Here is a 21,304-nt window from a genome sequence, read left to right on the forward strand (position 1 = left end):
GTCAATCGTTCAATGCGGATTTTTATCCGGTCTGGTGCTTCCAATCATTATCGACCGCGACGTTTTGGCCGGTAACCGTTCCGTCGCCTTCGCAATCCGCGCTCGAACAGCTTATCATGGAGCAGAGCAGTCAGCCGCGCTTGCCATCCGTCCGTATGCACGACCCGATCGAAGTGAGCGTCTTGGTCGCGGAGAAGGTCAAGACGCGATCGTTGGGATATCTCGCTCCAATCCTGGTAGAGCAGATAAATGGCGTTGCCATACTTCAAGTTCTCGAACACGACTAAATCGTCGGCAAACTGAGCTCCGAAATAAGATCCGAAGCCACCTTGTCCACGGATGTAAGCCTTCGGCCGGAACTCCTCGAACAGTCGCACCCGCTCTCGCACGTGCTTCTCGAAATCTGGTGCGTTGGCTGGGTGCGCCGATCCTACCAGCCGCGCCACAACCTCATCAGCCGTACCTGGCGGGAATATCTGCCAGTCGAGTGTGATTGTAGCAGCGTACTCCTCTCTGCTCGCATCGCTCGCGAATGCACCGGTAACCCCGCTATTTTCTTGGAGTACGTTGATCGACCAAAGTAACATCAGGTCGAACTCAGGCATTCCCCGTTCTAGCATCGGAGATAGAGCGAACTTCACCACGACCGCATTGCCGCCGCGATCTTCAAGTACGCTTGGTTCAACCGTCATTCCCTGTGGCTCGAAAATCTGGTGTTGATAAACGTCCTTTGTCCAAGAACGCATCGTCCACCCATTGCGTGCGCCATCGCCAAAATTCGGTGACTCAAAGGTCCATGTCTTTTGAACCATAGGCCAGTCTTGGCGCTTGCGATCCCAGCCTAAAGCATTTCGTTCCGACCATTTACCAGCGTCAGCAGGGGGCGGGACCGTGCCAGATGTAACAACTTCGCCGTTCTCGATCCGCAAGCCAACATGAGCGTACAGGCCTGCGGCGATATCATCGCGGGATATTTTCTTCGTCGCTGCAACCGCGATCAGGTCACCGTCGATGGCATCAACAGATGCTCGGACATTCGGCGGGACTTTCTGATAGTTCCCTTTCCAAGGAAAACGTGACGGCATCTTCTCAAACCTCCCATTCCTTTTCGGAACATAACGGCCATTGGCCGTGGCTTCGTAGAAATAGAGCGCCTCGACGCTGGCGACCTCATGCATGTCGATGGAAACGGAAAGCCAAGCTGCGCTGTTGAGCGCTTATGGCCGTACCAAGGCAAGAGAACAGCGTAACCGGTTATTCCCGGCCCACTCGCTGGATTGCTTCCAGGACAAAGGCCATCAGAAGGTTCAAGCCGCAACGATCAATCCCGACCTTACGACGCTCTCGACCCTCCAATCCCCCGGCCGCGTCCTGAAGGGCAGCGATAAGCGGCCCGCGCTGATCACTTGTAGGACCAAACAAACTGAAGTCGGTTTCGCCAGGATATCGGGCCGCCAGATCTTCAAGCACCGATCCTGCCTCGATCATTCGATAGACCTCGTCAAATTCGAGGTCGCCCGGATGTTCTTGGATCAGAGAATTAAGGTAAAATCCGACAAAGGTTAGCGAGGAAACGCGTAATGCCATATGTCCGCTCCGTCTGTTTCCGGCAACTTAGCAAATGGGAACAAAATGGCAACCATTTGCCACGTGATCTGCTACGTCAACGCCATAGGCCGATCCCCTGCTCCTCACAGCCAGGAGCGAGTTCAACATGGTCGCGGTCGCGTCGAAGAATATCACTGGCGGGTCAACTGGAAGCATTTGTCGATACACGAGGAGCCTCCGCCGACCGGGTCCCTGGAGCTTGAAGACCGTAAGTTCGGTCGGCTCAGATCGCGAGCGAGGCACGCTATTTCCCTCTCGTCGAGCACGCGGACTTGATAGCCTCATTAGACCCCTTTCAGCTGCACTCCTCGAAGCGTTGCCCTGACCTGAGAGGCTTCTTGGTCAAGTGGCAGTGGGAGGAAGGGCCGCTATCGCGGGTTGCGGATCCGAAAGCAGACAGGGTGCAAACGGCCATTGCACGACAATCGGAAGAAATGCGTCCGGTAGAGCCGGACGCATGAATTTTTGTAGAATGCACCGCGAATATCTATGGAGGTCGCTCTAACAGGAACCCGGAGGCGTAAACGTCGCCGGGTTCGTCACAATCAAGCCGCCTGCGCCAAGGGCCGTTGCTCGTCATCGCAAGCCTGGGTTTCGCTATCGAGCAAACGGGAAATGTTATTCCACCGTTCTACGCTAACGGCGCCGCCCCGGTCCGTATAACTGGAAGGCGGAAAGGCCATCCAGCGCGGCACCCAGCTATCCACTTTGGCGCGTCCGCCCGTTCCCGCAAGACAATCGCGCACGATGTGGCGCTGCACCTTGACGCTCTCTCCGGCATTGGCCGTTGCTACGGCATCGCCCGCGACCTCCGCGACAATACGGCCGATCACTTGCTTGTCGCGGATGCTATCGAGCAGCGCATCATCGGCCTGCCAGACCGCCGCCATATCGACGCTGAGCAATGCGCCCACCAATTCGACTATCGCGCTTCCCGCCGTCAGCGTCTCGCCCATCACGATCGCGAGGATCGACAGCACCGCCTCATCGGGCAATTCCAGCAGATGGACGAACAATCCCGGCAGGCCATCGTCGCTCGCATAGCCACCCGTGACGGTGGGCGTGTCGGGATCGAACCCCAGCAACGCCAGTACCTCGCGCCTTCCGGCGTCAAACATCGCTTCCGAAACACAGACCTCCACGCTCTCGGCGATGGCGTCCGTGTTGGCGCGCTGCTTCTCCACATCCACCCGCCACATCGGCGAACCGACGATCGCGTGGGCGACCATCAAACGTAGCGCCATGGCAGGTTGCGAAAGCAGGGAAGCGCGCACAGCGGCATGACGGTGCAGATCGACATAGTTCTGGATCGGCGCGCTAATCTCCAGGCGCGCTGGCTTGGTTCTGGCATCGCCCCCTTCAACATGCTTCTCGCGCCTCCGGGCTTCCTTAGTGGTCAGATACCCCTCATGGAAGCTGACCTCGCCGCGATGACTGATGGCGACATAGACCCGCCCGCCTTTCTTCTTCGGGCAGCGGTCATACTCCCACGTGTGGAAATATTCGCCGCGCTCCATGACGACGACCTCCGGCCATCCCGCTGCGCGATAGCCTGCGGCTCGTTCCTCGACCGCCGCCATCTGCGCCGTCCAGAAATCGGAGGGACGCGCGAAATAGCTGTCGTCGCCGAACAGGTCGGAGACGATCTCGCCGGAATAGGTGGCAAGGTCAAACAGCGCGACCTTGGTGGAAATGGCCGCGCCACCCATCAGCCATGATTTGAGATTCTGACCCATTGGGGCGTGATCGGTCTCACTGTCGAACAATGCCAACCAATCCCGTTGTTGCCCCTTGGTGGCAAGGGTCAGGTGCCGGACAGTGACGGCATTGATCCTGTCGGACCGATAGAGATTGCGGATTCGCGGCATGAGATTGCCTAGCGCGAGAGTGCGCTTCACCTGCAAGGTCGTCAGACCAAAGGTAAGGGAAATGTCCTCCACGTTGCGCCCCTCCCGGACCAGCCGGGTGAAAGTTTCGCATTGGGTCATCTCGTCGGGGTCCAGACGTGCGATGTTCTCGATCAAGGAGGCCTCCAGCGCTGCCGCGTCATCGCCCGCTTCCATGACGGCGCAGGGCAGCGGGTCGATGCTCCCGCTTTCCTCCGCAATCGCCAGCGCGGCATGATAGCGCCGCTTGCCCGCAACGATCTCGTAGGTGGTCGGCGATCCGTTCTGTCGCACGATCAGAGGCACAAGGATGCCCCTTGCCCGAACCGATGGGAGGATGTTGTCGAGGTCCGGTGCCTTCTTCACGCCGCGCATGTTGGTGGGCGAAACCGAGAGGCAGGCGATGTCGATATGCTTGAGTTCCATGTCCTTTACTCCTTGCCAAAACACCGGCCCCGGAATGCGGGGTGGGCGGCAAGAGCGACCGGAAGGCACGTCGGCAGAGGCGGGCTGCACCTGCAAGGCTGAAACGAAGAGGAAGACCCGGCACCGCCGGGTTGCGGTCCGCCGCGACGGGCCTAGAGGGTAGCGACGCCCACACCGCTTGCCGGAGCCGCTTAACGCCATCGCGGTCGCCGCGATGTCCCCATGGGGATTGACCTGGCGATCCCCCGCGTCATGCGATCGTGACGCCGAAGGCGACGAGACGGCGCGCAGCGGTGGCTCGGTGGAGCGAAGCGGAATAGAGCGCGGTCCGTGCGGAATGCGCGGGAACGCCCGCCATCGGTTCATGAGAACAAGCCCTGCCATGGCGACCTTGCAGCGAACTATTGTAAGGGGGGGGGCTTCCAATCAATTCCATGTTGGCAGAAAGCCCTGTGTGTTAAAGTCAGGCGGGCGCGAACATGCCACTATCCCCGACGTAGGCTTACCCCGCTGGGAGCCACAACGGAATAGATTGGCATTTCATCTGCGTTGCATCGCACGGATACGGCTGAGCGGGCGACGGTTTGGGACAGTAATGGCACTTTGCAGCACCGTGTCGCCCAAAAGGAGATTGGAACTGTTGGATGTGAAGCGGCCACCGAAGCGAGCGCGACAGGCTCAATGCGCTGTCTGCGGGCGGCGTATGTCGGGAAAATGGGCTAAGCTGGATGGAGTGATGACCCTCATACCTCGTTTTCACAGCAGGATTGGAGGTCGCACCTGTCCAGGAACCCGCCAAGCCGCAATTCTTCTCGATCATCTATGTGCGGATGCGGCGGGCCATTTTTTGACCGCATGATTATGGGGCAACTGCGGTGAAGATCACCCGTTCTTTTGTGGCGGTGAATGGAAGGCCCCTTAACCCGCGCAACCTCGACGCCTGCTTGCAGCGTCGATAGCTTTTACCGGTTCCCGCCACATCTCTTTTATCGCGGCGATGGTGGTGGGGACACATCATTCTACAGCGACGCGTAGCAATAGCGCAGTCGGACGTTTTCGGCGCGTCAATTCGGCCTGCGCGGCTGTAAGGCAGGAAGCGCCCCCGTCATGCCAACATAGCAGGCGCGCCTCGGCAGTTTTAAAACACAATTGGAGGAATTAGCGCGATATTGGCGCAGTCGGCACTTCAGTACCCGCGCCCTTGCGGGGTGGGATCGTTTGAGGCAGATTGATTCGCGACGGGCAGGCCATCGAAAAGGACGATGGATATGCTAAATACATCATAGCTCAGACGATCTGCGGGGACCGGCGAGCGTAAAAATCGTGGCAATCAGGCAACAGTGCCTGAGAAAATGCGCATGGGTGATGAGGCAGGCAAATCCCCGCCAATTCCCTCTACGTCCGCCGATGTCCCTCACCGTCCCTCTACAGCCCTACGACATGTATCCGGGCGGCCTGACAGGCTGCAATGGATGTCTTGTCTTGCGCGAAAACTCCGCCAATTCTGGCTTTAGGGGGCTTTGGCAACGCATGACTTGAAAGCTCTCTTATGCCCAACACCGATCGTATCATTCGACTGAAAACCGTTCTCGACCGTACCGGCCTTTCCCGGTCCACCATTTACCGCAAGATCGCGGAAGGGACATTCCCCCGGCAAGTGCCAATCAGCGTCCATGGCGCTGGCTGGCATGAGTCCGCCGTCAATCGCTGGGTCGCCGATCCCGCCGCTTACCGGCCGGACAACGACAATCCTCCATCGCTTTGGAAGTCCGGCCATGGAGAAGGGTGACAACGCCGCGCCGCCCAATCGACTGGCCGCCGCCAACGATAACGGGACGGGCCCTGAGCCGCCCAGCGTGGACATAGATGCGGCGCTGATCCGCATCGCGGAGTCTATCGGTCGCCATATTGCGCGCCAACATATCCGCGCGTGCAGGGCGGCCAACGACAATGAGCCGGACGAAACAGAATGATGGAGCCATTGACATCAATGCTATTCGATGGCATATAACCCATCATGAAGGCGGAACCGTTGCTCAACGAACGTCACCAGCTTGATGCGAAGTCCTTCGTGGAGCTTCGTATCTGGCGGGTGCCGCAGCCGGTGAAGGGATCGATGCACGATCTCAAATATGCTCTCGCCTATATTGTCGATAGTATCTGCGTGCTGCGCTACGACAATGAGGCGGGCAAGGGCGATCACCGACATATCGGCGAGAGCGAAACGGCCTATGCCTTCACGACGCCCGCTGCATTGCTGGCGGACTTCTGGAAGGACGTGGAACAGTGGAGGCCAGAATGAACATCGTGACGCTCTCCGTCGCCAGCCGCGACGATGTGACGCGCCGTGCGCTTGCCGCTTTCGCGGGCGAGGCCCAGGGCGCGCATCATAGCTTCGCCAGTCCCGATCTGCTGTGGCAGACGCTCACCCGTAAGCGCTGGGATTTGATCCAGGCGATGACCGGACAAGGCGTCATGTCGATCCGTGAGGCCGCGCGGCGCGTGGGCCGGGATATGAAGGCGGTGCATGGCGACGTGCAGGCGCTTATTAGCGCTGGTGTAATCCATAAGGAGGGGCGCGGCATCGTCTTCCCCTATGATGGCGTCCATGTCGATTTCATGCTGACCAAGGCCGCCTGACGGCGGAATGGATCACAGGAGCTTTTCTCATGACCCGTATTGCTCTTTATGCCCGCTACTCCTCCGACCAGCAGAGCGCCGCGTCGATCGAGGATCAGCTGCGCATCTGCCGCGAGCGCGCCGAGCGTGAGGGCTGGCATGTCGTCCACAGCTATCAGGATGCCGCGATCTCGGGTGCGAGCATGATCCTGCGTCCGGGCATCCAGTCGCTGCTCCAGGACGCGCAGGCGGGTAAGTTCGACATCGTTGTTGCCGAAGCGCTCGATCGTGTGTCGCGCGATCAGGCGGACGTGGCGACGCTCTACAAGCATCTTCAGTTTGCGCGCGTGCCGCTGGTGACGCTGGCCGAAGGCGAGATCAGCGAATTGCATGTCGGCCTCAAGGGAACGATGAACGCGCTGTTTCTCAAGGACCTGGCGAAGAAGACCCATCGCGGTCAGCGCGGGCGGGTGGAAAAGGGTTTTTCGGCGGGGCCGGTGGGTTATGGTTACCGCAATGTTCGGCGGCTTTCGAGCGAAGGGGAACTGGTGCGCGGCGAATGCAAAATCGAGCCGCCCGAAGCGTTGGTGGTGAACCGCATCTTTCGCGAGTTTGCTGCTGGCAAGAGTCCCCGCGCTATCGCCCGCGATCTCAACGCGGAAGGTGTCACCGGCCCTGCCGGACGCGCGTGGAGCGACACGACCATGATCGGCAAGCGTTGCCAGGGCGTGGGTATCCTCAACAACGAACTCTACGCTGGCTTGCGGGTTTGGAACCACAAACATTACCTCAAGGATCCGCGCACCGGCCGCAGGATCAGCCGGACCAATCCCGAGTCCGAATGGATCCGGGTTGAAATGCCGCAACTGCGCATCGTCAGTGACGATCTGTGGCAGGCGGTCAAGGACAGGCAGGATGCCTTGGCTGTCCGGTATAAATCGACGATCGACGGCGTCCATGCCACACAGGCCAGCCGCATGCATCTGGCCCGCCGCCCTGTCCATCTGTNGGCAGGATGCCTTGGCTGTCCGGTATAAATCGACGATCGACGGCGTCCATGCCACACAGGCCAGCCGCATGCATCTGGCCCGCCGCCCTGTCCATCTGTTGTCCGGTCTTATCGAATGTGGTCTGTGCGGCGGTAAGATCGGAGTGGCCGTCAACGGTCGCTATGGCTGCCTCAACCATCATCGTCGCCATATCTGTGCCAACAACCGGACCATCCTTCGCGGAAAGCTGGAACAGCGTGCGCTGTCGGGCCTTGCCGAACGACTGGTCTCACCGGACAAGGTGCAAGCCGCCGTCTCCGCCTATGCCGAATATATCAACCGCAAGAACCGCGAACAGCGGACGCAGATGGACGCGGATGCCCGCGCGGTGGAGAAGATCGAACGCGCCGTTGGCGGGATCATGTCCGCCATCGAGGACGGGCTGTATCAACCTTCCATGAAGGCCCGCATGGACGAGCTTGAACGACAGAAGGCCGATATTGCTGCCCGCATGGCACAGGCACCGCAAGCAATCCCCGACGTGCATCCCGGCATTGCTGAAATCTATAACCGGCAGATGGATCGATTCAGCCAAGCGCTCGAAGACCCGGAAACCCGGCTCGACGCCTCGGAGGCCATCCGCTCACTAATCGACCGGATCGTCCTGCATCCGGGCGATAAGCGCGGAGAAATCCACGCCACGCTCCATGGCGCGCTCATGGGCATTCTCGACTTTGTGCAAGTCAACCCTCGACCTGTAGCCGCTGTTACGACAAAGGCGGCTTCGGGTTCGCGGGAATGACGAAAAGGGGTGGTTAGCGGAATGGCGGCTTTTTGGTCGCGCTGGGCCGTTAGCTGCCGTTCCGCTTGCACTTGGTAGAGCCGAGATTAAACTTGCGCGATGACGCTAAATTATCTGCATCTATCGCTCGACCATCCCCTGCCCAGTGCAGAGGTTCGGCCTTACCGAGCTGTTTTGATTTCCGAACAGTCTGTGAGCGAAGTGTGGCGGAATGAAGTGGCCTCTTGGCTCTTGGAGAGCGGATGCCTCTACTTTATTGCTTGGGGTATCGACTGCGAGGCTTGGCACGACACAGTAGATTGGGCCAACTTGAAAGCCTTTGATTTCGGGGAAATTCCGGACGACAGGTTTGTGATGACGACATGGCATGACAAAGAGCCGCTATCAGAGGCTCTTTGGTTCGCTGGTAATTGTGCGTCGCACCCTGACATCGAACTTTTGGACACGGTGATCGTGCATGTGGCGCGCGAAGAGCGACGAGTCGCCACATTAGAGCTTTATGATGAGAGCCAAACAATGGTCGACGAGACCTGATCCTGCGTCCGATTTGGGGAGCCGCAGGACGACATGACAACGGCGAAAATTGGTCGGGAGGAGGCGCAACGCGAACGGTAGCTATCTGCGGACCATGCTCCGAAGCACACGTTCGCTTATCGATCATCAGCCAAGCCTGATGAAAAGACAGCGGAGGATGGTCGGCCTGTGAGCAGGCCCGCTGGATACTGGCGGCACCCTGTTTGATCCGCATACCCAGCGCCACTCCTGGTCCGCTCCCTTGTGCCTGACATGGCTATATAAGCAATTGGGAAACCAATGTGATTCGTGATTCCGGCATGACCGAACCATGGCCCTCTGCGGGGGCCATCGGCTCATCTGATTTTCGATGGGTATCTGAAAATCGACACGGAATTATTCTGGATTGGATCCCGGCCCGGCACATTTTACCGGCGCTGGACCTTCCTTCTCGACTTGCCGCGCATCCGCCGTCTAAGAAGGCGGCATGATGAAGCTGTTCATTGGCAACAAGGCCTATTCGAGCTGGTCGCTGCGCGGCTGGCTGGCGTGCAAGCTGTCCGCCCTGCCGTTCGACGAGGTGGTCGTCCCCCTCTATGACGAAGCGTGGGAAAAGCGGCGCGAAGGCGACGAATTCGCCCCCTCCTCCGGCAAGGTGCCGATCCTGTGGGATGGCGACGATGTCGTCGTGTGGGACAGCCTGGCCATCGTCGAATATCTGAATGAAAAGACGGGGGGCGACCTGTTCTGGCCGACCGATCCCGCCGCGCGCGCCATGGCCCGCTCCATGGCCGCCGAAATGCACAGTAGCTTCGCTGCGCTGCGCCGCGAGCACAGCATGAACATCCGGCAAATCTACCCTGCCGTGCCGCCATCCGAGCCTGTGGCGCAGGATATCGCCCGCATCATGCAGCTTTGGGCGCAGGCCCGCGCCCGCCATGGTGGCGAGGGCGACTTCCTATTCGGCCAGTTCGGCGCCGTGGATGTGATGTTTGCCCCGGTCGTCACCCGGCTCATCACCTATCAACTGCCCGTCGCCCGCTTTGCCGAAGCCTATATGCGCGCCGTCATCGCCCACCCCTGGATGCAGGAGTGGATCGGCGGCGCTCAGGCGGAAGACTGGGTGATCGACCGGTTCGAAATTCCGCCGCAGACGGTGTGAGGCCATGAGCGACACGCCCGAAACCCCGAAAGAAACACGCGCGGCCGAAGCCGCCGCGATTCGCCGCCGGTGGATTACGCTGGGCGAAGTGCTGGCGGTGCTGGCCGTATCCATTTCCGCCCTCACCCTGTACCTCAACTGGGCCGACAAGAAGGATGAGCGCGCGGACAAGGCGGCGGAACGGGCCGCCGAAAGCCGCAAGGCCAACAGCCGTGCCGCCGCGCTGGTGCTGAACGCCGATTCGGTGAAGGACGACCGGATCGCGCTCAGGCCCACCGACCCCGACCAGGTGATCCAGAGCCAGACCATCCTGTTCCCCCGCGCGCTCGGTATCGCGCCGGTCGACACCACCGGCGATCCCCGGATCGAGGCCGGCTGGTTCGACGGTGCGCTCAAGAAGGCGCGGGCCAAGGCGAAGCTGCCCGATGACAGCGTGGGCGACGAACGGCTGCCGGTCGTCATCACCACCCGGTTCGTGGTGGCCGGCGACGCGCATGATAATGTCGCCCTCTACGATATCGGCTATGGCATAGCGGGCCGCTGGATCGCGGGGCACAGCCTGGCGCTGCGCGGCATATCGCGGGTCGAATCGGTTCAGGTCAGCAGCGCGCAGGCGAGGGTGGACGCCCGCTGGGCGCGCCTCACACAGGCCCGGTGAAGCCCTGCTTCACCCCCTGAAACAGGAAAACCGCTTGTCTTGCGGCGGCGAAACGGGTGGAAGACCCGCGCAGGGTAGCAGGCCATGATAATAGGGCCATGATAATCAGGACAGGGCGGGCGCGATGAGCGTGATGGGATCTATCGACCTCTTCCATGCCATGGCCGGCCTCCTGGTCGGCGTGCTGGTGGGGGTGACCGGCGTTGGCGGCGGATCGCTGATGACGCCGCTGCTGGTGCTGATGTTCGGCGTCAGCGCCAAGACAGCCGTGGGCACCGACCTGCTCTTTGCCGCCCTGACCAAGATTGTCGGGTCCGCCGTCCATGGCAAGCGCGATACGATCGAATGGCCGATCGTCCGGCGCATGGCCGCGGGCAGCGTGCCGGCTGCGCTCGTCACCCTGCTGGTGCTGGGCTGGATCGGCGACGTCGGCAAGTCGACCGAACATATCATCCTGCTCTCGCTCGCCTCGCTGCTGGCGCTGACATCGGTCGCGGTGATCGGTCGCAAATGGCTGTTCCGCCACCGTGGCGACCTGGGCGCTGCCCATTCGGCCGGCGCCACCTTCTATGGCACGACGATACTCGGCGCGCTGATCGGCGTGGCCGTGTCGCTCTCCTCCGTCGGCGCCGGCGCGATCGGCGTGACGGTGCTGCTGGTGCTCTATCCGCGCCTGCCGGTCGCCCGCATCGTCGGCTCCGACATCGCCCATGCCGTGCCGCTGGCGCTGATCGCCGGCACCGGCCACTGGCTGATGGGCGACGTCAACGGCGTGCTGCTGGTGAACCTGCTGATCGGCTCCATTCCCGGCGTGATCGTGGGCAGCTATCTGTCGTCCCACGCGCCCGACAAGGTGCTGCAACCGCTGCTGGCCGCAGTGCTGGCGGTGTCCTCCTGGCAATTGTTCGTGAAGGCGCGCACGCCCGACCCGGTCAAGGTCGAAGCCCCGGCACCGACCCGGCCGCGCTGATATTTCCCGTGATTGCGAGCGGGCTATCCCAACAAAAAGCCCGGCCACTCCATAGGGAGCGCCGGGCATTTTTCGTCCGTCGAAACGGATCGGTGATTAGCCGACGATTTCTTCGGGCTTGAAGAAATAGGCGATTTCGATCGCGGCATTGTCTTCGCTGTCCGAACCATGGACCGAATTGGCTTCGATCGATTCGGCCAGTTCCTTGCGGATGGTGCCGGCATCGGCGTTGGCGGGGTTGGTGGCGCCCATGACGTCGCGGTTGCGCTTCACGGCGTCTTCACCTTCCAGAACCTGGACGACGACCGGGCCGGAAATCATGAAGGCGACCAGATCGGCGAAGAAGGGGCGCTCCTTGTGCACGGCGTAGAAGCCTTCGGCCTGTTCGCGGCTCATGCGGATGCGCTTGGAAGCGACGATGCGCAGACCGGCTTCCTCCAGCATCTTGGCGACCGCGCCGGTCAGGTTGCGACGGGTCGCGTCGGGCTTGATGATCGAGAAAGTGCGCGTGACGGCCATGGGCCTCAATACTCCGGATGGTTGGAAATAAAGTTGCGCGGCCTTTAGACGCGAGCGCGCCGGCCCGCAAGGGGCTTAACCTAGAGGAGTGAATGCTGACGGGCGGGCGGGTCAAGCCGGCAGGTAGCGGACGGCGAAAACGGGTGGGGAGCGGACTGTCTGCTCGCAGAAGACTATGACTTGATAGCTGTCATTCAATGGGCGACGGAAAACCCAGGTTGAGAGGTTTTCGGGCACTTTCCCAATCCGTTGGTGTTTTTCGGCTATGGCAACGATGCCATGGCAACAGCCTGCCAACCTCTCGAAGGTTGATCATCATGTGGCTTCCGACAGGAAAAAGCGGTCGGTCGCCCATCGACCATTTGTTGCCATTCAGCCGCTGATTTATGCTCGCCATTTGCGGATAGGCCGGTTTCGGATATCATGAACGCATGAAAATTTGGCTGCGAACATTGGTGATATTAGGTTCAGTGGGATGGATCATACCCCTGTGCATAGCCTTTGCAATTGGCCGCAGCTTTGCTTGGCTAACTTTCAGAATTGCAGTGGGCGAACATGTAATGGTATCCTGGCATCCCTTTGAAGCCATAGCCGCACTGTTCTACGGCGCAATGATTTGGCTCGCAATTGCAATCATTTGCTGGACATTTTATCTCACCAAGAAGGTGTGATGCTGCCCGAACACCGCCGCATCCCGGCGCACAAAACGTCGGCTATCACGGGCCGTTGTTCGGAAAGCCGCCAGTCCGCTCCCCGCCCATCCAAGCCATCGGCGAAGGACGCACGACAATCAGGTGTTTTCCGTCGTCGTCGGCTTTCAAGCATCGGAGGAAGCTACACGATCGGCAATGTCTGGTAATCAGCGGCGGGTTCGATTTAGCAGCCGGTCGAACAGGTTTCTTGTGTCCGGGCGGTGTGTGCGGAGAAGCGGGGCCCTGGATCAAGCCTGCCCTGAGCCTGCCGAAGGGGCCGGGGTGACGATGTGTTTGGCCATCTACTTCTCTTCTCACGCCGCCGGCAGTCTCAACCGCACCAGCAGCCCGCCCAGATCCTCGCTTTCCTCCAGCGTCACCGATCCGCCGTAGATTTCGGCGACGTCGCGGACGATGGCGAGGCCGAGGCCGGTGCCGGGCTTGCCGCTGTCCAAACGCACACCACGGTCGAAGATGCGGACGCGGTCGGCTTCCGGTATGCCCATGCCGTCATCCTCGACCTGAATTTCCACCATGCCGCCGCTGCGGGCGACGACCGTGGCGAAGACGCTGCCGCCGCCATATTTGGCGGCGTTTTCGATGAGGTTGCCGAGCATTTCGTCGAGATCCTGCCGCTCCACGCGGACGGCGGCGTCCTTGTCGCCGTCCATGTCGACGCGGGCTTCGGGATAGAGGCGCTGGACGGCGCGCTCGACGGCGGTGAGGCTGGCCCAGACTTCCGCGCGGCTCTGGGCGGCGCCGCGACGGCCGACGGCGCGGGCACGGGCGAGGTGATGGTCGACCTGCCGCCGCATCGTCGTCGCTTCGCGGATGACCGCATCGCCAAGGTCGGGCGCCTGCGCAGTGGCGGCGTTCATGATGACGGTCAGCGGAGTCTTGAGCGCATGGGCGAGATTGCCGGCATGGGTGCGCGCTTCTTCCGCCTGCCGCTCATTATGGGCGAGCAGGGCATTGAGTTCCTCGACCATGGGGAGGACTTCGGCGGGCATGGGTTCGGTGACGCGGCTTTTCTGGCCGTCGCGCATCTTGATGATCTCCATCCGCACCTTGCGCAGCGGGCGCAGGCCATAGATGGTCTGGAGCGTGGCCAGCATGAACAGGCCGACTGCCAGCAGCGCAAAGCTGTTGAACAGGGTGGTGCGCAGCGTCCGTATCTGGCCGTCCAGCCCTTCGCGCGCCTGCGCCACCATGAACAGCCAGCGGGTGTTGGAGCCGGGCAGGACGACGGTGCGTTCCATGATGCGCAGATCCTCACCGGGGAACTGCTTGCTGTTGTAGGTGTGGAGGTGGCGGTCATTATGCTGGGCCGGCACCTTGAGCGCGCGGTCCCAGAGCGAGCGGGAGCGCCAGTCTTCATGGCCCTTCGCGCTGACCTGGTAATAAAGGCCGCTGCTGGGTTCCAGGAAGCGCTGGTCGGCCAGTTCGCGGTTGAACAGGACTTCGCCATCGGGCCCGATTTCCGACGCCGCGATCATCGCGGTCAGCACATAATTCATGCCGTCGTCGAAATTGCGGGTGATCGCGTCGGCCAGAACCCTGTCCAGCGCCACGCCGCCGCCGATCAGCAGCACGCTGATCCACAGCGCGGCGATGCCGATCATGCGCCGGCTGATGGAGCCGGTGGAGCGGACGGGGGGAGGGCTTACTGCGTCAGTCACAAAAAGGCCGTTCGCCCTGAATAGCCACTGAGCGAAGTCGAAGTGGCATATCGAAGGGTTCGTGCGAGATGCTTCGATACCGTATCAGGTGAAACATCCCCCGGATGTTTCAGGATCGTCCGGGGGACGATCCGACCTGACACGCTTCGACTTCGCTCAGCATCTTAACAGCACGAACGGTGCAAGGAAATCAGCGCCCCGGCTCGTCCAGGCTGTAGCCCAGGCCACGGATGGTGGTGATGACGTCGGCGCCCAGTTTCTTGCGGATGCGGGTGACGAAGACTTCGATCGTGTTGGAGTCGCGGTCGAAATCCTGATCGTAAATATGTTCGATCAGTTCGGTGCGGCTGACCACCTTGCCCTTGTGATGGAGCAGGTAGGAGAGCAGCTTATATTCCTGCGCGGTCAGCTTTACCGGATCGCCGTTCAGCGTCACCTTCCCCGATCGGGTGTCGAGGCGGACGTCGCCGGCGGTGAGTTCGCTCGACGCATTGCCCGACGCGCGGCGGATGAGCGCGCGCAGGCGGGCGATCAATTCCTCGCTCTGGAAGGGTTTGGCGAGATAATCGTCGGCGCCCGCGTCGAGTCCGGCGACCTTGTCCGACCAACTGTCGCGCGCGGTGAGGACGAGGACGGGGAAGGTTTTTCCCTCCTTGCGCCAGCGGTCCAGCACAGTGAGGCCGTCGATGGTGGGGAGGCCCAAGTCGAGCACGACCGCGTCATAGCTTTCGGTCGTGCCCAGAAAATGGCCGTCTTCGCCATCGGTGGCGAGGTCCACGGCATAGCCTGCCCCTTCCAGCGTGTTCCTGAGCTGCTGGCCCAGATTCGGTTCATCCTCGACGATCAGCAGGCGCATGGGGCTTTTGTCCGTTTTCTGTTATGCGTGAATCTTAAAGCTGCGCGCCGGTCAGCGCGCCATGCCGATGATATCGCCTGTCCGGCCGTCGGCATCAACCCAAACCACTTTGCCGTCCTTCACATATTTCAGGCGATAGCGATTGGTGGCCGGATTAAATTCGCTGCCGACATAGGAAGCGCCGTCGACCGCCGCATCGACGCGGCGCTTGATGAGGGAGAAGGGCATGACCTGCCCGTCCAGCATCGCCCGGCGCGCGGCATCCTGTTCGTCGCGGCGATTGCCGGCGTCGGCGGGGATGGCCACCGCCAGAGCGAGGGCTGCCGTGAGCGCAGCGACCAGAGAGCGGGGCAGGCTGTTCCACTTCATATTCATGGACATGACATAGGTGAACGGCATTGAACAGGTGGTGAATGGCGCGAAGATGAACAGAAAAGGCGACGGTGCACAAGCGCCGCCGCCTTTCCAGATATTACTTATCCAGTGCGTACTGCACCGTCAGGGTGACGGACGCGCTGACCTGACCGGGTTCGACCGGCGTGGTCGGGGCCGCATCCGCCTTGAAACGGGCGCTCTGCATCATCGGCATGGGCGGTTGGCCACCGCTGTTGCTTTCGCTGATCGACACGAGGCGTGCGGTGCGGAATCCCGCCGCCTGGGCGTAGAAATCGGCCTGCGCCTTGGCGCTCTTGAGCGCGGTGCCGCGGGCCTGTTGGATCATCTGCGATGGATCGTCGATCGAGAAGCTGGGGCCGTTGATGTTGGTGGCCCCGGCCGCGACGAAGGCGTCGAGCGAGGCGCCCACTTTCTTGATATCACGCAGCTTCACGGTGAGCTGGTTCGACGCTTCATAGCCGATGAAGCGCGGGCCTTCCGGCTGGCCGTCGCGATTGCTGTAATCATATTGGGCGGACAGGTTGATGCCGCTGGTCTGGATATCCTTCTTGGCGATGCCGACTTTGGCGAGGGCGGCGATCAGCTTTTCGGTCTTGGCGGCATTGTCCTGCATGGCGGCCTGCGCGGTGAGGGCGCGGGTCTGGACGCCGGTGCCGACGGTGGCGACATCGGGCGCGGCTTCGACGCTTTCGGTGACGTTCAATGTCACGACCGGCGCCGTCTCGGCGATGGTGACGCTGGTCTGGGCAAGCGCCGCCACGGGGAGGGCGGCAACGCCGAGCGCCATCAGGGCGAGAGCGGATTTCATGGACGTTTCTCCTCTGTAAGTCCTTGCCCCCATATTTGGCCGGGGTGCGATGAATGGACGCTGTCCTGCGTTGAAAGCCGTCTGAAAGCTTTCCGGTTCCGGTCTTGCTCATAAGCGTGGGAGCGCTTAGCTGCACCTTCATGGCAGCTCCTATTCTCTCGTTCGAAAATCTTGGCCTCTCGCAGGGTTCGCACTGGCTTTTCCGTGGCCTCAATATCGCCGTCGGCGCGCGGGATCGGCTGGCGCTGATCGGGCGCAACGGCGTGGGCAAGACGACCCTGCTGAAATTGCTGGGCGGGCAGATCGAGGCGGATGAGGGCGTGCGGTCGGTGCAGCCGGGCGCGCGGGTCATCACGCTGGAGCAAGACCCGGACGTCACGCCGTTTGCGACGCTGCATGATTTCGCGCTGGCCGGCGAGTTCGCGCCGCCCGCGCATGAGGTGGAAGCGATTGCCGACCAGTTGGGTATCGACTTGTCGCGGGAGGCGAAGACGGCGAGCGGGGGCGAGCGGCGTCGTGCCGCGATCGCCCGCGCGCTGGCGAGCGAGCCGGACCTGCTGCTGCTGGACGAGCCGACCAACCATCTGGATATCGCCGCGATCGACTGGATCGAGAATTGGATGGCGCGTTATAGCGGCGCGTTCATCGTCATCAGCCATGACCGCGCCTTCCTGACCCGGCTGACGCGCCAGACATTGTGGCTGGACCGGGGGCAGATGCGCCGTAACGAGATCGGTTTCGGCGGCTTTGAACAGTGGATGGAAGCGGTCTATGCCGAAGAGGCGCGGGCGGCGGAGAAGCTGGACGCGAAGCTGAAGATCGAGGCGCACTGGCTGGAACGGGGCGTCACCGCGCGGCGCAAGCGCAACCAGGGGCGGCTGGCCAAGCTGTGGGAGATGCGGGAGACGCGCGCCGCGATGCAGGGGCCGCAGGGGACCGCCAAGATTGCGGTGGCGAGCGACGACAGCAAGACCAAGAGCGTCATCAAGGTCGAGCATGTCACGAAGACATTTGGCGAGCGCACGATCATCGATGACCTGTCGATCCGCGTGCAGCGGGGCGACCGGATCGGCATCGTCGGCGGCAATGGCGCGGGCAAATCCACGCTGCTGAAGCTGCTGACCGGCGAACTGGCGCCCGATAGCGGCAGCGTGACGCTGGCCAAGACGCTGGACATGATCTTCATCGACCAGCAGCGCAGCCTGATGCAGGGCGACAAGACGGTGCGCGACGTGCTGGCCGAAGGGGGCGACTGGATCGACGTGCGCGGAGTGCGCAAGCATATCCATGGCTATCTGAAGGACTTTCTGTTCGATCCGAGCCTTGCGGAGGCGAAGGTAGCGACCCTGTCGGGCGGCGAGCGGTCGCGGCTGTTGTTCGCGCGGGAATTTGCGCGCGAATCGAACCTGCTGGTGCTGGACGAGCCGACCAACGACCTCGACCTGGAAACGCTGGACCTGTTGCAGGAAGTGATCGCCGATTATGACGGCACCGTCCTGATCGTCAGCCATGATCGCGATTTCCTGGATCGGACGGTGACGGTGACGCTGGGGCTGGATGGCACCGGGGTCGTTGACGTGATCGTGGGCGGATATGCCGACTGGATCGCCAAGCGCGATCCGCGCAAGGCCGCGAAGGTCGAGAAGAAGGACGCCGCGCCACCGCCACCGCCCAAACCCGTTTCGGCCAAGCTGACCTACAAGGATCAGCGCGACCTGGACCTGCTGCCCAAGCGGATCGAGGAACTGGAAGCGGCGATCGTGCGCGATGAGGAGGCTTTGGCCGATCCGGCGCTCTATACGAAAGATCCCAAGACGTTCGCTGCCCTGACCGGTGCGATCGAAAAGGCGCGGGCCGATAAGGATGCGGCCGAGGAACGCTGGCTGGAACTGGCGGAGAAGGCCGAGGGGTTGGCGGGGTAGTGTTCCCCGGCGTAAGCCGGGGAACGCGATAGGGGCGAAAGGCGATATCCATGGACACGCAAGCTACACCGATCGCCCATCACGCCGTCCATTATGTCAACCGGGTCGGCTGGCTGCGCGCGGCGGTGCTGGGGGCGAATGACGGGATCGTGTCGACCGCCAGCCTGATGACCGGGATCGCGGCGTCGGGGGCCTCTTCGCAATCCATATTGCTGTCGGGCGTGGCCGCGTTGGTCGCGGGCGCCATGTCGATGGCGGCGGGCGAATATGTGTCGGTCAGCGCGCAGTCCGATACCGAGCGCGCGGACCTCGCCAAGGAAGAAAAGGCCTTGCGCACCCAGCCCCATGCCGAATGGGTGGAGTTGCGCGATATCTATGTGGAGCGCGGGCTGACGCTGGACCTGGCGGGGCAGGTGGCCGAGCAGTTGATGGCGGCCGATGCGCTGGGCGCCCATGCGCGCGACGAACTGGGCATATCCGATCTGGCGACGGCGCGGCCGGTGCAGGCGGCGCTGGCTTCGGCCGCGAGTTTCGCCGCTGGCGCCGCGCCGCCGGTGGTGGCCGCGGCGCTGGCGCCGGCGGGCGGCGCGATCCCGGCGATCGTGGGCATGTGCCTGCTTTGCCTCATTCTGCTGGGCTATGCCGGCGCGAAGCTGGGCGGAGCGAAGCCGTTCCGGTCGATCGTGCGGACGCTTTTCTGGGGTGTGTTGGCGATGGCGATCACGGCGAGCGCGGGGCATCTGTTCGGCGCGGCGATTTGATGCCAAGGTCCGGCGCAACCTGATTCCATAAGGAGACGCGCCGTGACCGATATCCAGAACATCCCTCTCAAGACCATCAAGGGCGCGGATGCCAGCCTGGCCGATTATGCGGGCAAGGTGGTGCTGGCGGTCAATGTCGCGTCCAAATGCGGCCTGACCCCGCAATATGAGGGGCTGGAAAAGCTCTATGCCGAATATAAGGACAAGGGGCTGGTGGTCGCCGGCTTCCCCGCCAATGACTTCGGGGCGCAGGAGCCGGGCAGCAATGACGAGATCGCGACTTTCTGCACCACCAATTTCGGCGTGGAATTTCCGATGTTCGAGAAGATCGTCGTCACCGGGCCGGACAAGCATCCGCTCTACGCCGCGCTGACCAGCGCACAGCCCGATGCGCAGGGCGATGGCGCGGTGTTTCGCGAGAAGCTGACCGGCTATGGCATGACGCCCAATCCGGAGCCGGAGATATTGTGGAATTTCGAGAAGTTCCTGATCGCCAAGGATGGCAGCGTGGCGGCACGCTTTGCGCCGACGACCGCGCCGGACGATGCGGCGCTGATCGCGGCGATCGAGGCGGAACTGGCCCGATGAGGCCAAATAAAGTGACGGTGCGGTCCTTGATTGCCGCCGCCCTGTTGCTGGGTGGATCGTCGGTGGCCCATGCGGCGCTCAGCCCGGCAGAGAAGACGATCGGCGCGACCGTGGAGGCGGGCTATGAACCGTCGGTCGGCTTGCTCGAAAAGCTGGTGAACCAGAATAGCGGGTCGATGAACCTGGCGGGCGTGAAGGCGGTGGCCGACATGCTGCGGCCGGAGTTCGAGGCGCTGGGCTTTACCGTGACGTGGAAGCCGATGGATGCGGCCAAGCGCGCCGGGCATTTGATCGCAGTGCACACGGGTAAGGCCGGCAGCACCAGGATGCTGCTGATCGGCCATCTGGACACTGTGTTCGAGCCGGATTCGCCGTTCCAGACATTCGCGCGAGAAGGCGACGCCTCTGGTGGAGATTGGGCGCGCGGTCCGGGCGTCGCCGACGACAAGGGCGGGGTAGTGACGATGGTCCTTGCCCTCAAAGCCATGCAGGCGGCCGGGACGCTGAAAGGCGCGAATATCGAGGTCGTGCTGACCGGTGACGAGGAGGATTCGGGCGATCCGGTGGAGATTGCGCGGGCCGATCTGGTCGCTGCGGGCAAGCGGGCCGATGTGGCGCTCGATTTCGAGGGGCTGAGCCAGGAAAATGGCAAGGATATGGGCTCGATCGCCCGCCGTTCCTCCAACAACTGGACGCTGACCACGACGGCGAAGTCGGGCCATAGTTCGGGCATTTTCTCCGCCGAGGCGGGGGATGGCGCGGTCTATGAACTGGCGCGGATCCTGGTCGCTTTTCGCAAGGAATTGCCGGAACCGAACCTGACCTTCAACGCCGGGCTGATCGGCGGCGGGCAGAGCGCGGCGATCGACAAGGACGGCGTGCGCATCGCGGTGACGGGCAAGACCAATATCATCCCGTCGATCGCCGTGGCGAAGGGTGATTTCCGCACGCTGAGCGAGGCACAGACGAAGCGGGTGCGCGAGAAGATGCAGGGGATCGTGGATCGCGAGCATCTGAACGGTACGTCGGCGACGATCGCGTTCGACCAGGGCTATCCGTCCATGGCACCGACCGAAGGGAACAAGGCGCTGCTCGGCAAGCTGAATGGCATCAACCGCGACCTTGGCCTGCCGGAAATGGCGGCGCTCGATCCGTTGAAGCGGGGGGCGGGGGACATCAGCTTCGTGGCGGCCGATACGGATGGGCTGGTGGGGCTGGGTCTGGCGTCCAGCGGCGACCATAGCGCAGCCGAGAGGGCCGACCTGTCCACCATGAAGCGCCAGGCCAAGCGCGCCGCGATATTGATGAGCCGGCTGGCCGGGGACAAGGGGCGGAAGTAAGAGGGCTTTCAAAAGGGGGAGAGTTTCCCGGCGCAGGCCGGGGTCCAGTCCCACGCTCAGGACTGGACCCCGGCCTGCGCCGGGGAACTCATTGCCAAGGATATTGAATT

General features: G+C 62.2%; 23 protein-coding genes. 16 read left to right on the top strand and 7 right to left on the bottom strand.

Translation table 11 applies throughout. The annotated features are described in order from the left end of the window. Positions 1-47: 47 nt before the first annotated feature. Positions 48-1,178: a hypothetical protein gene (locus ASE85_RS12180; RefSeq protein ID WP_056688329.1), complete on the bottom strand. Its 1,131-nt coding sequence runs from the start codon at positions 1,176-1,178 to the stop codon at positions 48-50. Between ASE85_RS12180 and ASE85_RS23365 the strand changes: the two genes are divergently transcribed. Next, on the top strand, positions 1,177-1,566 hold the full coding sequence (locus ASE85_RS23365; RefSeq protein ID WP_056688332.1) for a hypothetical protein: 390 nt from the start codon (positions 1,177-1,179) through the stop codon (positions 1,564-1,566). The two genes, ASE85_RS12180 and ASE85_RS23365, sit on opposite strands and share 2 nt — an antisense overlap. Before the next feature lie 587 nt (positions 1,567-2,153). Here ASE85_RS23365 and ASE85_RS12190 read toward each other — a convergent pair. Continuing rightward, positions 2,154-3,920, bottom strand: coding sequence for a ParB/RepB/Spo0J family partition protein (locus ASE85_RS12190; RefSeq protein ID WP_056688335.1), 1,767 nt, complete (start codon positions 3,918-3,920; stop codon positions 2,154-2,156). A 1,549-nt stretch (positions 3,921-5,469) separates the two neighbouring features. Between ASE85_RS12190 and ASE85_RS12195 the strand changes: the two genes are divergently transcribed. The 10 genes from ASE85_RS12195 (at position 5,470) to ASE85_RS12235 (ending at position 11,633) form a co-directional block, all read left to right on the top strand. Next, a complete protein-coding gene (locus ASE85_RS12195) occupies positions 5,470-5,709 on the top strand; it encodes a helix-turn-helix transcriptional regulator (RefSeq protein WP_056688338.1) in 240 nt (79 codons plus the stop codon). Then, positions 5,696-5,893: a hypothetical protein gene (locus tag ASE85_RS12200; protein WP_056688341.1), complete on the top strand. Its 198-nt coding sequence runs from the start codon at positions 5,696-5,698 to the stop codon at positions 5,891-5,893. The genes ASE85_RS12195 and ASE85_RS12200 overlap by 14 nt, the downstream gene beginning before the upstream one ends. Before the next feature lie 44 nt (positions 5,894-5,937). Then, a complete protein-coding gene (locus tag ASE85_RS12205; RefSeq protein ID WP_056688346.1) occupies positions 5,938-6,222 on the top strand; it encodes a toxin-antitoxin system TumE family protein in 285 nt (94 codons plus the stop codon). Continuing rightward, a complete protein-coding gene (locus ASE85_RS12210) occupies positions 6,219-6,560 on the top strand; it encodes an HVO_A0114 family putative DNA-binding protein (protein WP_056688348.1) in 342 nt (113 codons plus the stop codon). Before ASE85_RS12205 ends, ASE85_RS12210 begins: the two co-directional genes overlap by 4 nt. Positions 6,561-6,589: 29 nt before the next feature. After that, a partial coding sequence (locus ASE85_RS23520) for a recombinase family protein (RefSeq protein WP_235523508.1) occupies positions 6,590-7,547 on the top strand: 958 nt, incomplete at its 3' end. Positions 7,548-7,616: 69 nt separating this feature from the next. After that, positions 7,617-8,330 carry a zinc ribbon domain-containing protein gene (locus tag ASE85_RS24410; protein ID WP_443018524.1) on the top strand — a complete coding sequence of 238 codons (714 nt, stop codon included), beginning with the start codon at positions 7,617-7,619 and terminating at the stop codon, positions 8,328-8,330. A gap of 99 nt (positions 8,331-8,429) precedes the next feature. Next, entirely contained in the window at positions 8,430-8,864 is a 435-nt protein-coding gene (locus ASE85_RS12220) for a DUF7684 family protein (RefSeq protein ID WP_056688351.1), read from the top strand. A 466-nt stretch (positions 8,865-9,330) separates the two neighbouring features. Further along, positions 9,331-10,005: a glutathione S-transferase family protein gene (locus ASE85_RS12225; RefSeq protein ID WP_200928344.1), complete on the top strand. Its 675-nt coding sequence runs from the start codon at positions 9,331-9,333 to the stop codon at positions 10,003-10,005. A 4-nt stretch (positions 10,006-10,009) separates the two neighbouring features. Beyond that, complete coding sequence (locus ASE85_RS12230; protein WP_056688354.1) at positions 10,010-10,663, top strand: hypothetical protein; 654 nt, start codon at positions 10,010-10,012, stop codon at positions 10,661-10,663. 124 nt (positions 10,664-10,787) lie between these two features. Next, a complete protein-coding gene (locus ASE85_RS12235; protein WP_056688357.1) occupies positions 10,788-11,633 on the top strand; it encodes a sulfite exporter TauE/SafE family protein in 846 nt (281 codons plus the stop codon). A gap of 96 nt (positions 11,634-11,729) precedes the next feature. Here ASE85_RS12235 and ndk read toward each other — a convergent pair whose 3' ends face one another. Then, a complete protein-coding gene (gene ndk, locus ASE85_RS12240; RefSeq protein WP_056688359.1) occupies positions 11,730-12,152 on the bottom strand; it encodes a nucleoside-diphosphate kinase in 423 nt (140 codons plus the stop codon). A gap of 431 nt (positions 12,153-12,583) precedes the next feature. Here ndk and ASE85_RS23370 point away from each other — a divergent pair, with 431 nt between their 5' ends. Next, positions 12,584-12,823 (top strand): hypothetical protein, encoded by a 240-nt coding sequence (locus ASE85_RS23370; protein ID WP_162237449.1) that lies wholly within the window; start codon positions 12,584-12,586, stop codon positions 12,821-12,823. Positions 12,824-13,158: 335 nt separating this feature from the next. Here ASE85_RS23370 and ASE85_RS12245 read toward each other — a convergent pair whose 3' ends face one another. From ASE85_RS12245 to ASE85_RS12260, 4 genes are all read right to left on the bottom strand, one after another. Further along, complete coding sequence (locus tag ASE85_RS12245) at positions 13,159-14,466, bottom strand: sensor histidine kinase (RefSeq protein ID WP_056688363.1); 1,308 nt, start codon at positions 14,464-14,466, stop codon at positions 13,159-13,161. Positions 14,467-14,713: 247 nt separating this feature from the next. Next, on the bottom strand, positions 14,714-15,379 hold the full coding sequence (locus ASE85_RS12250; RefSeq protein WP_056688368.1) for a response regulator transcription factor: 666 nt from the start codon (positions 15,377-15,379) through the stop codon (positions 14,714-14,716). Positions 15,380-15,430: 51 nt separating this feature from the next. Further along, positions 15,431-15,778: a hypothetical protein gene (locus ASE85_RS12255; RefSeq protein ID WP_056688373.1), complete on the bottom strand. Its 348-nt coding sequence runs from the start codon at positions 15,776-15,778 to the stop codon at positions 15,431-15,433. A gap of 73 nt (positions 15,779-15,851) precedes the next feature. Then, the gene (locus ASE85_RS12260) at positions 15,852-16,583 is read right to left on the bottom strand and encodes an SIMPL domain-containing protein (protein WP_056688376.1); all 732 of its coding nucleotides are present in this window, start codon (positions 16,581-16,583) and stop codon (positions 15,852-15,854) included. A 140-nt stretch (positions 16,584-16,723) separates the two neighbouring features. Here ASE85_RS12260 and ASE85_RS12265 point away from each other — a divergent pair, with 140 nt between their 5' ends. From ASE85_RS12265 to ASE85_RS12280, 4 genes are read left to right on the top strand one after another with little or no spacing between them, the layout of a single operon-like run. After that, positions 16,724-18,505 carry an ABC-F family ATP-binding cassette domain-containing protein gene (locus ASE85_RS12265; RefSeq protein ID WP_056688382.1) on the top strand — a complete coding sequence of 594 codons (1,782 nt, stop codon included), beginning with the start codon at positions 16,724-16,726 and terminating at the stop codon, positions 18,503-18,505. 50 nt (positions 18,506-18,555) lie between these two features. Then, positions 18,556-19,266, top strand: coding sequence for a VIT1/CCC1 transporter family protein (locus tag ASE85_RS12270; protein WP_056688385.1), 711 nt, complete (start codon positions 18,556-18,558; stop codon positions 19,264-19,266). Positions 19,267-19,308: 42 nt separating this feature from the next. Next, positions 19,309-19,854 carry a glutathione peroxidase gene (locus ASE85_RS12275; RefSeq protein ID WP_056688387.1) on the top strand — a complete coding sequence of 182 codons (546 nt, stop codon included), beginning with the start codon at positions 19,309-19,311 and terminating at the stop codon, positions 19,852-19,854. After that, a complete protein-coding gene (locus tag ASE85_RS12280; protein WP_056688390.1) occupies positions 19,851-21,194 on the top strand; it encodes a M20/M25/M40 family metallo-hydrolase in 1,344 nt (447 codons plus the stop codon). Before ASE85_RS12275 ends, ASE85_RS12280 begins: the two co-directional genes overlap by 4 nt. The last annotated feature ends 110 nt before the right edge of the window (positions 21,195-21,304 follow it).

Origin of the sequence: Sphingobium sp. Leaf26, from assembly GCF_001421665.1 — a bacterium.
GTDB lineage: Bacteria > Pseudomonadota > Alphaproteobacteria > Sphingomonadales > Sphingomonadaceae > Sphingobium.

Excerpts from the sequence above, each read along its gene's own strand:
- ASE85_RS12270 (WP_056688385.1), top strand. The coding sequence starts at position 18,556 with ATGGACACGCAAGCTACACCGATCGCCCATCACGCCGTCCATTATGTC.
- ASE85_RS12235 (WP_056688357.1), top strand. The coding sequence starts at position 10,788 with ATGAGCGTGATGGGATCTATCGACCTCTTCCATGCCATGGCCGGCCTC.
- ASE85_RS12180 (WP_056688329.1), bottom strand. The coding sequence starts at position 1,178 with ATGCATGAGGTCGCCAGCGTCGAGGCGCTCTATTTCTACGAAGCCACG.
- ASE85_RS12220 (WP_056688351.1), top strand. The coding sequence starts at position 8,430 with ATGACGCTAAATTATCTGCATCTATCGCTCGACCATCCCCTGCCCAGT.
- ASE85_RS24410 (WP_443018524.1), top strand. The coding sequence starts at position 7,617 with ATGCATCTGGCCCGCCGCCCTGTCCATCTGTTGTCCGGTCTTATCGAA.
- ASE85_RS12225 (WP_200928344.1), top strand. The coding sequence starts at position 9,331 with ATGATGAAGCTGTTCATTGGCAACAAGGCCTATTCGAGCTGGTCGCTG.
- ASE85_RS12205 (WP_056688346.1), top strand. The coding sequence starts at position 5,938 with ATGAAGGCGGAACCGTTGCTCAACGAACGTCACCAGCTTGATGCGAAG.
- ASE85_RS12255 (WP_056688373.1), bottom strand. The coding sequence starts at position 15,778 with ATGCCGTTCACCTATGTCATGTCCATGAATATGAAGTGGAACAGCCTG.
- ASE85_RS12195 (WP_056688338.1), top strand. The coding sequence starts at position 5,470 with ATGCCCAACACCGATCGTATCATTCGACTGAAAACCGTTCTCGACCGT.
- ASE85_RS23370 (WP_162237449.1), top strand. The coding sequence starts at position 12,584 with ATGAAAATTTGGCTGCGAACATTGGTGATATTAGGTTCAGTGGGATGG.
- ASE85_RS12190 (WP_056688335.1), bottom strand. The coding sequence starts at position 3,920 with ATGGAACTCAAGCATATCGACATCGCCTGCCTCTCGGTTTCGCCCACC.
- ASE85_RS12260 (WP_056688376.1), bottom strand. The coding sequence starts at position 16,583 with ATGAAATCCGCTCTCGCCCTGATGGCGCTCGGCGTTGCCGCCCTCCCC.
- ASE85_RS23365 (WP_056688332.1), top strand. The coding sequence starts at position 1,177 with ATGTCGATGGAAACGGAAAGCCAAGCTGCGCTGTTGAGCGCTTATGGC.
- ASE85_RS12210 (WP_056688348.1), top strand. The coding sequence starts at position 6,219 with ATGAACATCGTGACGCTCTCCGTCGCCAGCCGCGACGATGTGACGCGC.
- ASE85_RS12245 (WP_056688363.1), bottom strand. The coding sequence starts at position 14,466 with ATGATCGGCATCGCCGCGCTGTGGATCAGCGTGCTGCTGATCGGCGGC.
- ASE85_RS12230 (WP_056688354.1), top strand. The coding sequence starts at position 10,010 with ATGAGCGACACGCCCGAAACCCCGAAAGAAACACGCGCGGCCGAAGCC.
- ASE85_RS12250 (WP_056688368.1), bottom strand. The coding sequence starts at position 15,379 with ATGCGCCTGCTGATCGTCGAGGATGAACCGAATCTGGGCCAGCAGCTC.
- ndk (WP_056688359.1), bottom strand. The coding sequence starts at position 12,152 with ATGGCCGTCACGCGCACTTTCTCGATCATCAAGCCCGACGCGACCCGT.
- ASE85_RS12265 (WP_056688382.1), top strand. The coding sequence starts at position 16,724 with ATGGCAGCTCCTATTCTCTCGTTCGAAAATCTTGGCCTCTCGCAGGGT.
- ASE85_RS12280 (WP_056688390.1), top strand. The coding sequence starts at position 19,851 with ATGAGGCCAAATAAAGTGACGGTGCGGTCCTTGATTGCCGCCGCCCTG.
- ASE85_RS12200 (WP_056688341.1), top strand. The coding sequence starts at position 5,696 with ATGGAGAAGGGTGACAACGCCGCGCCGCCCAATCGACTGGCCGCCGCC.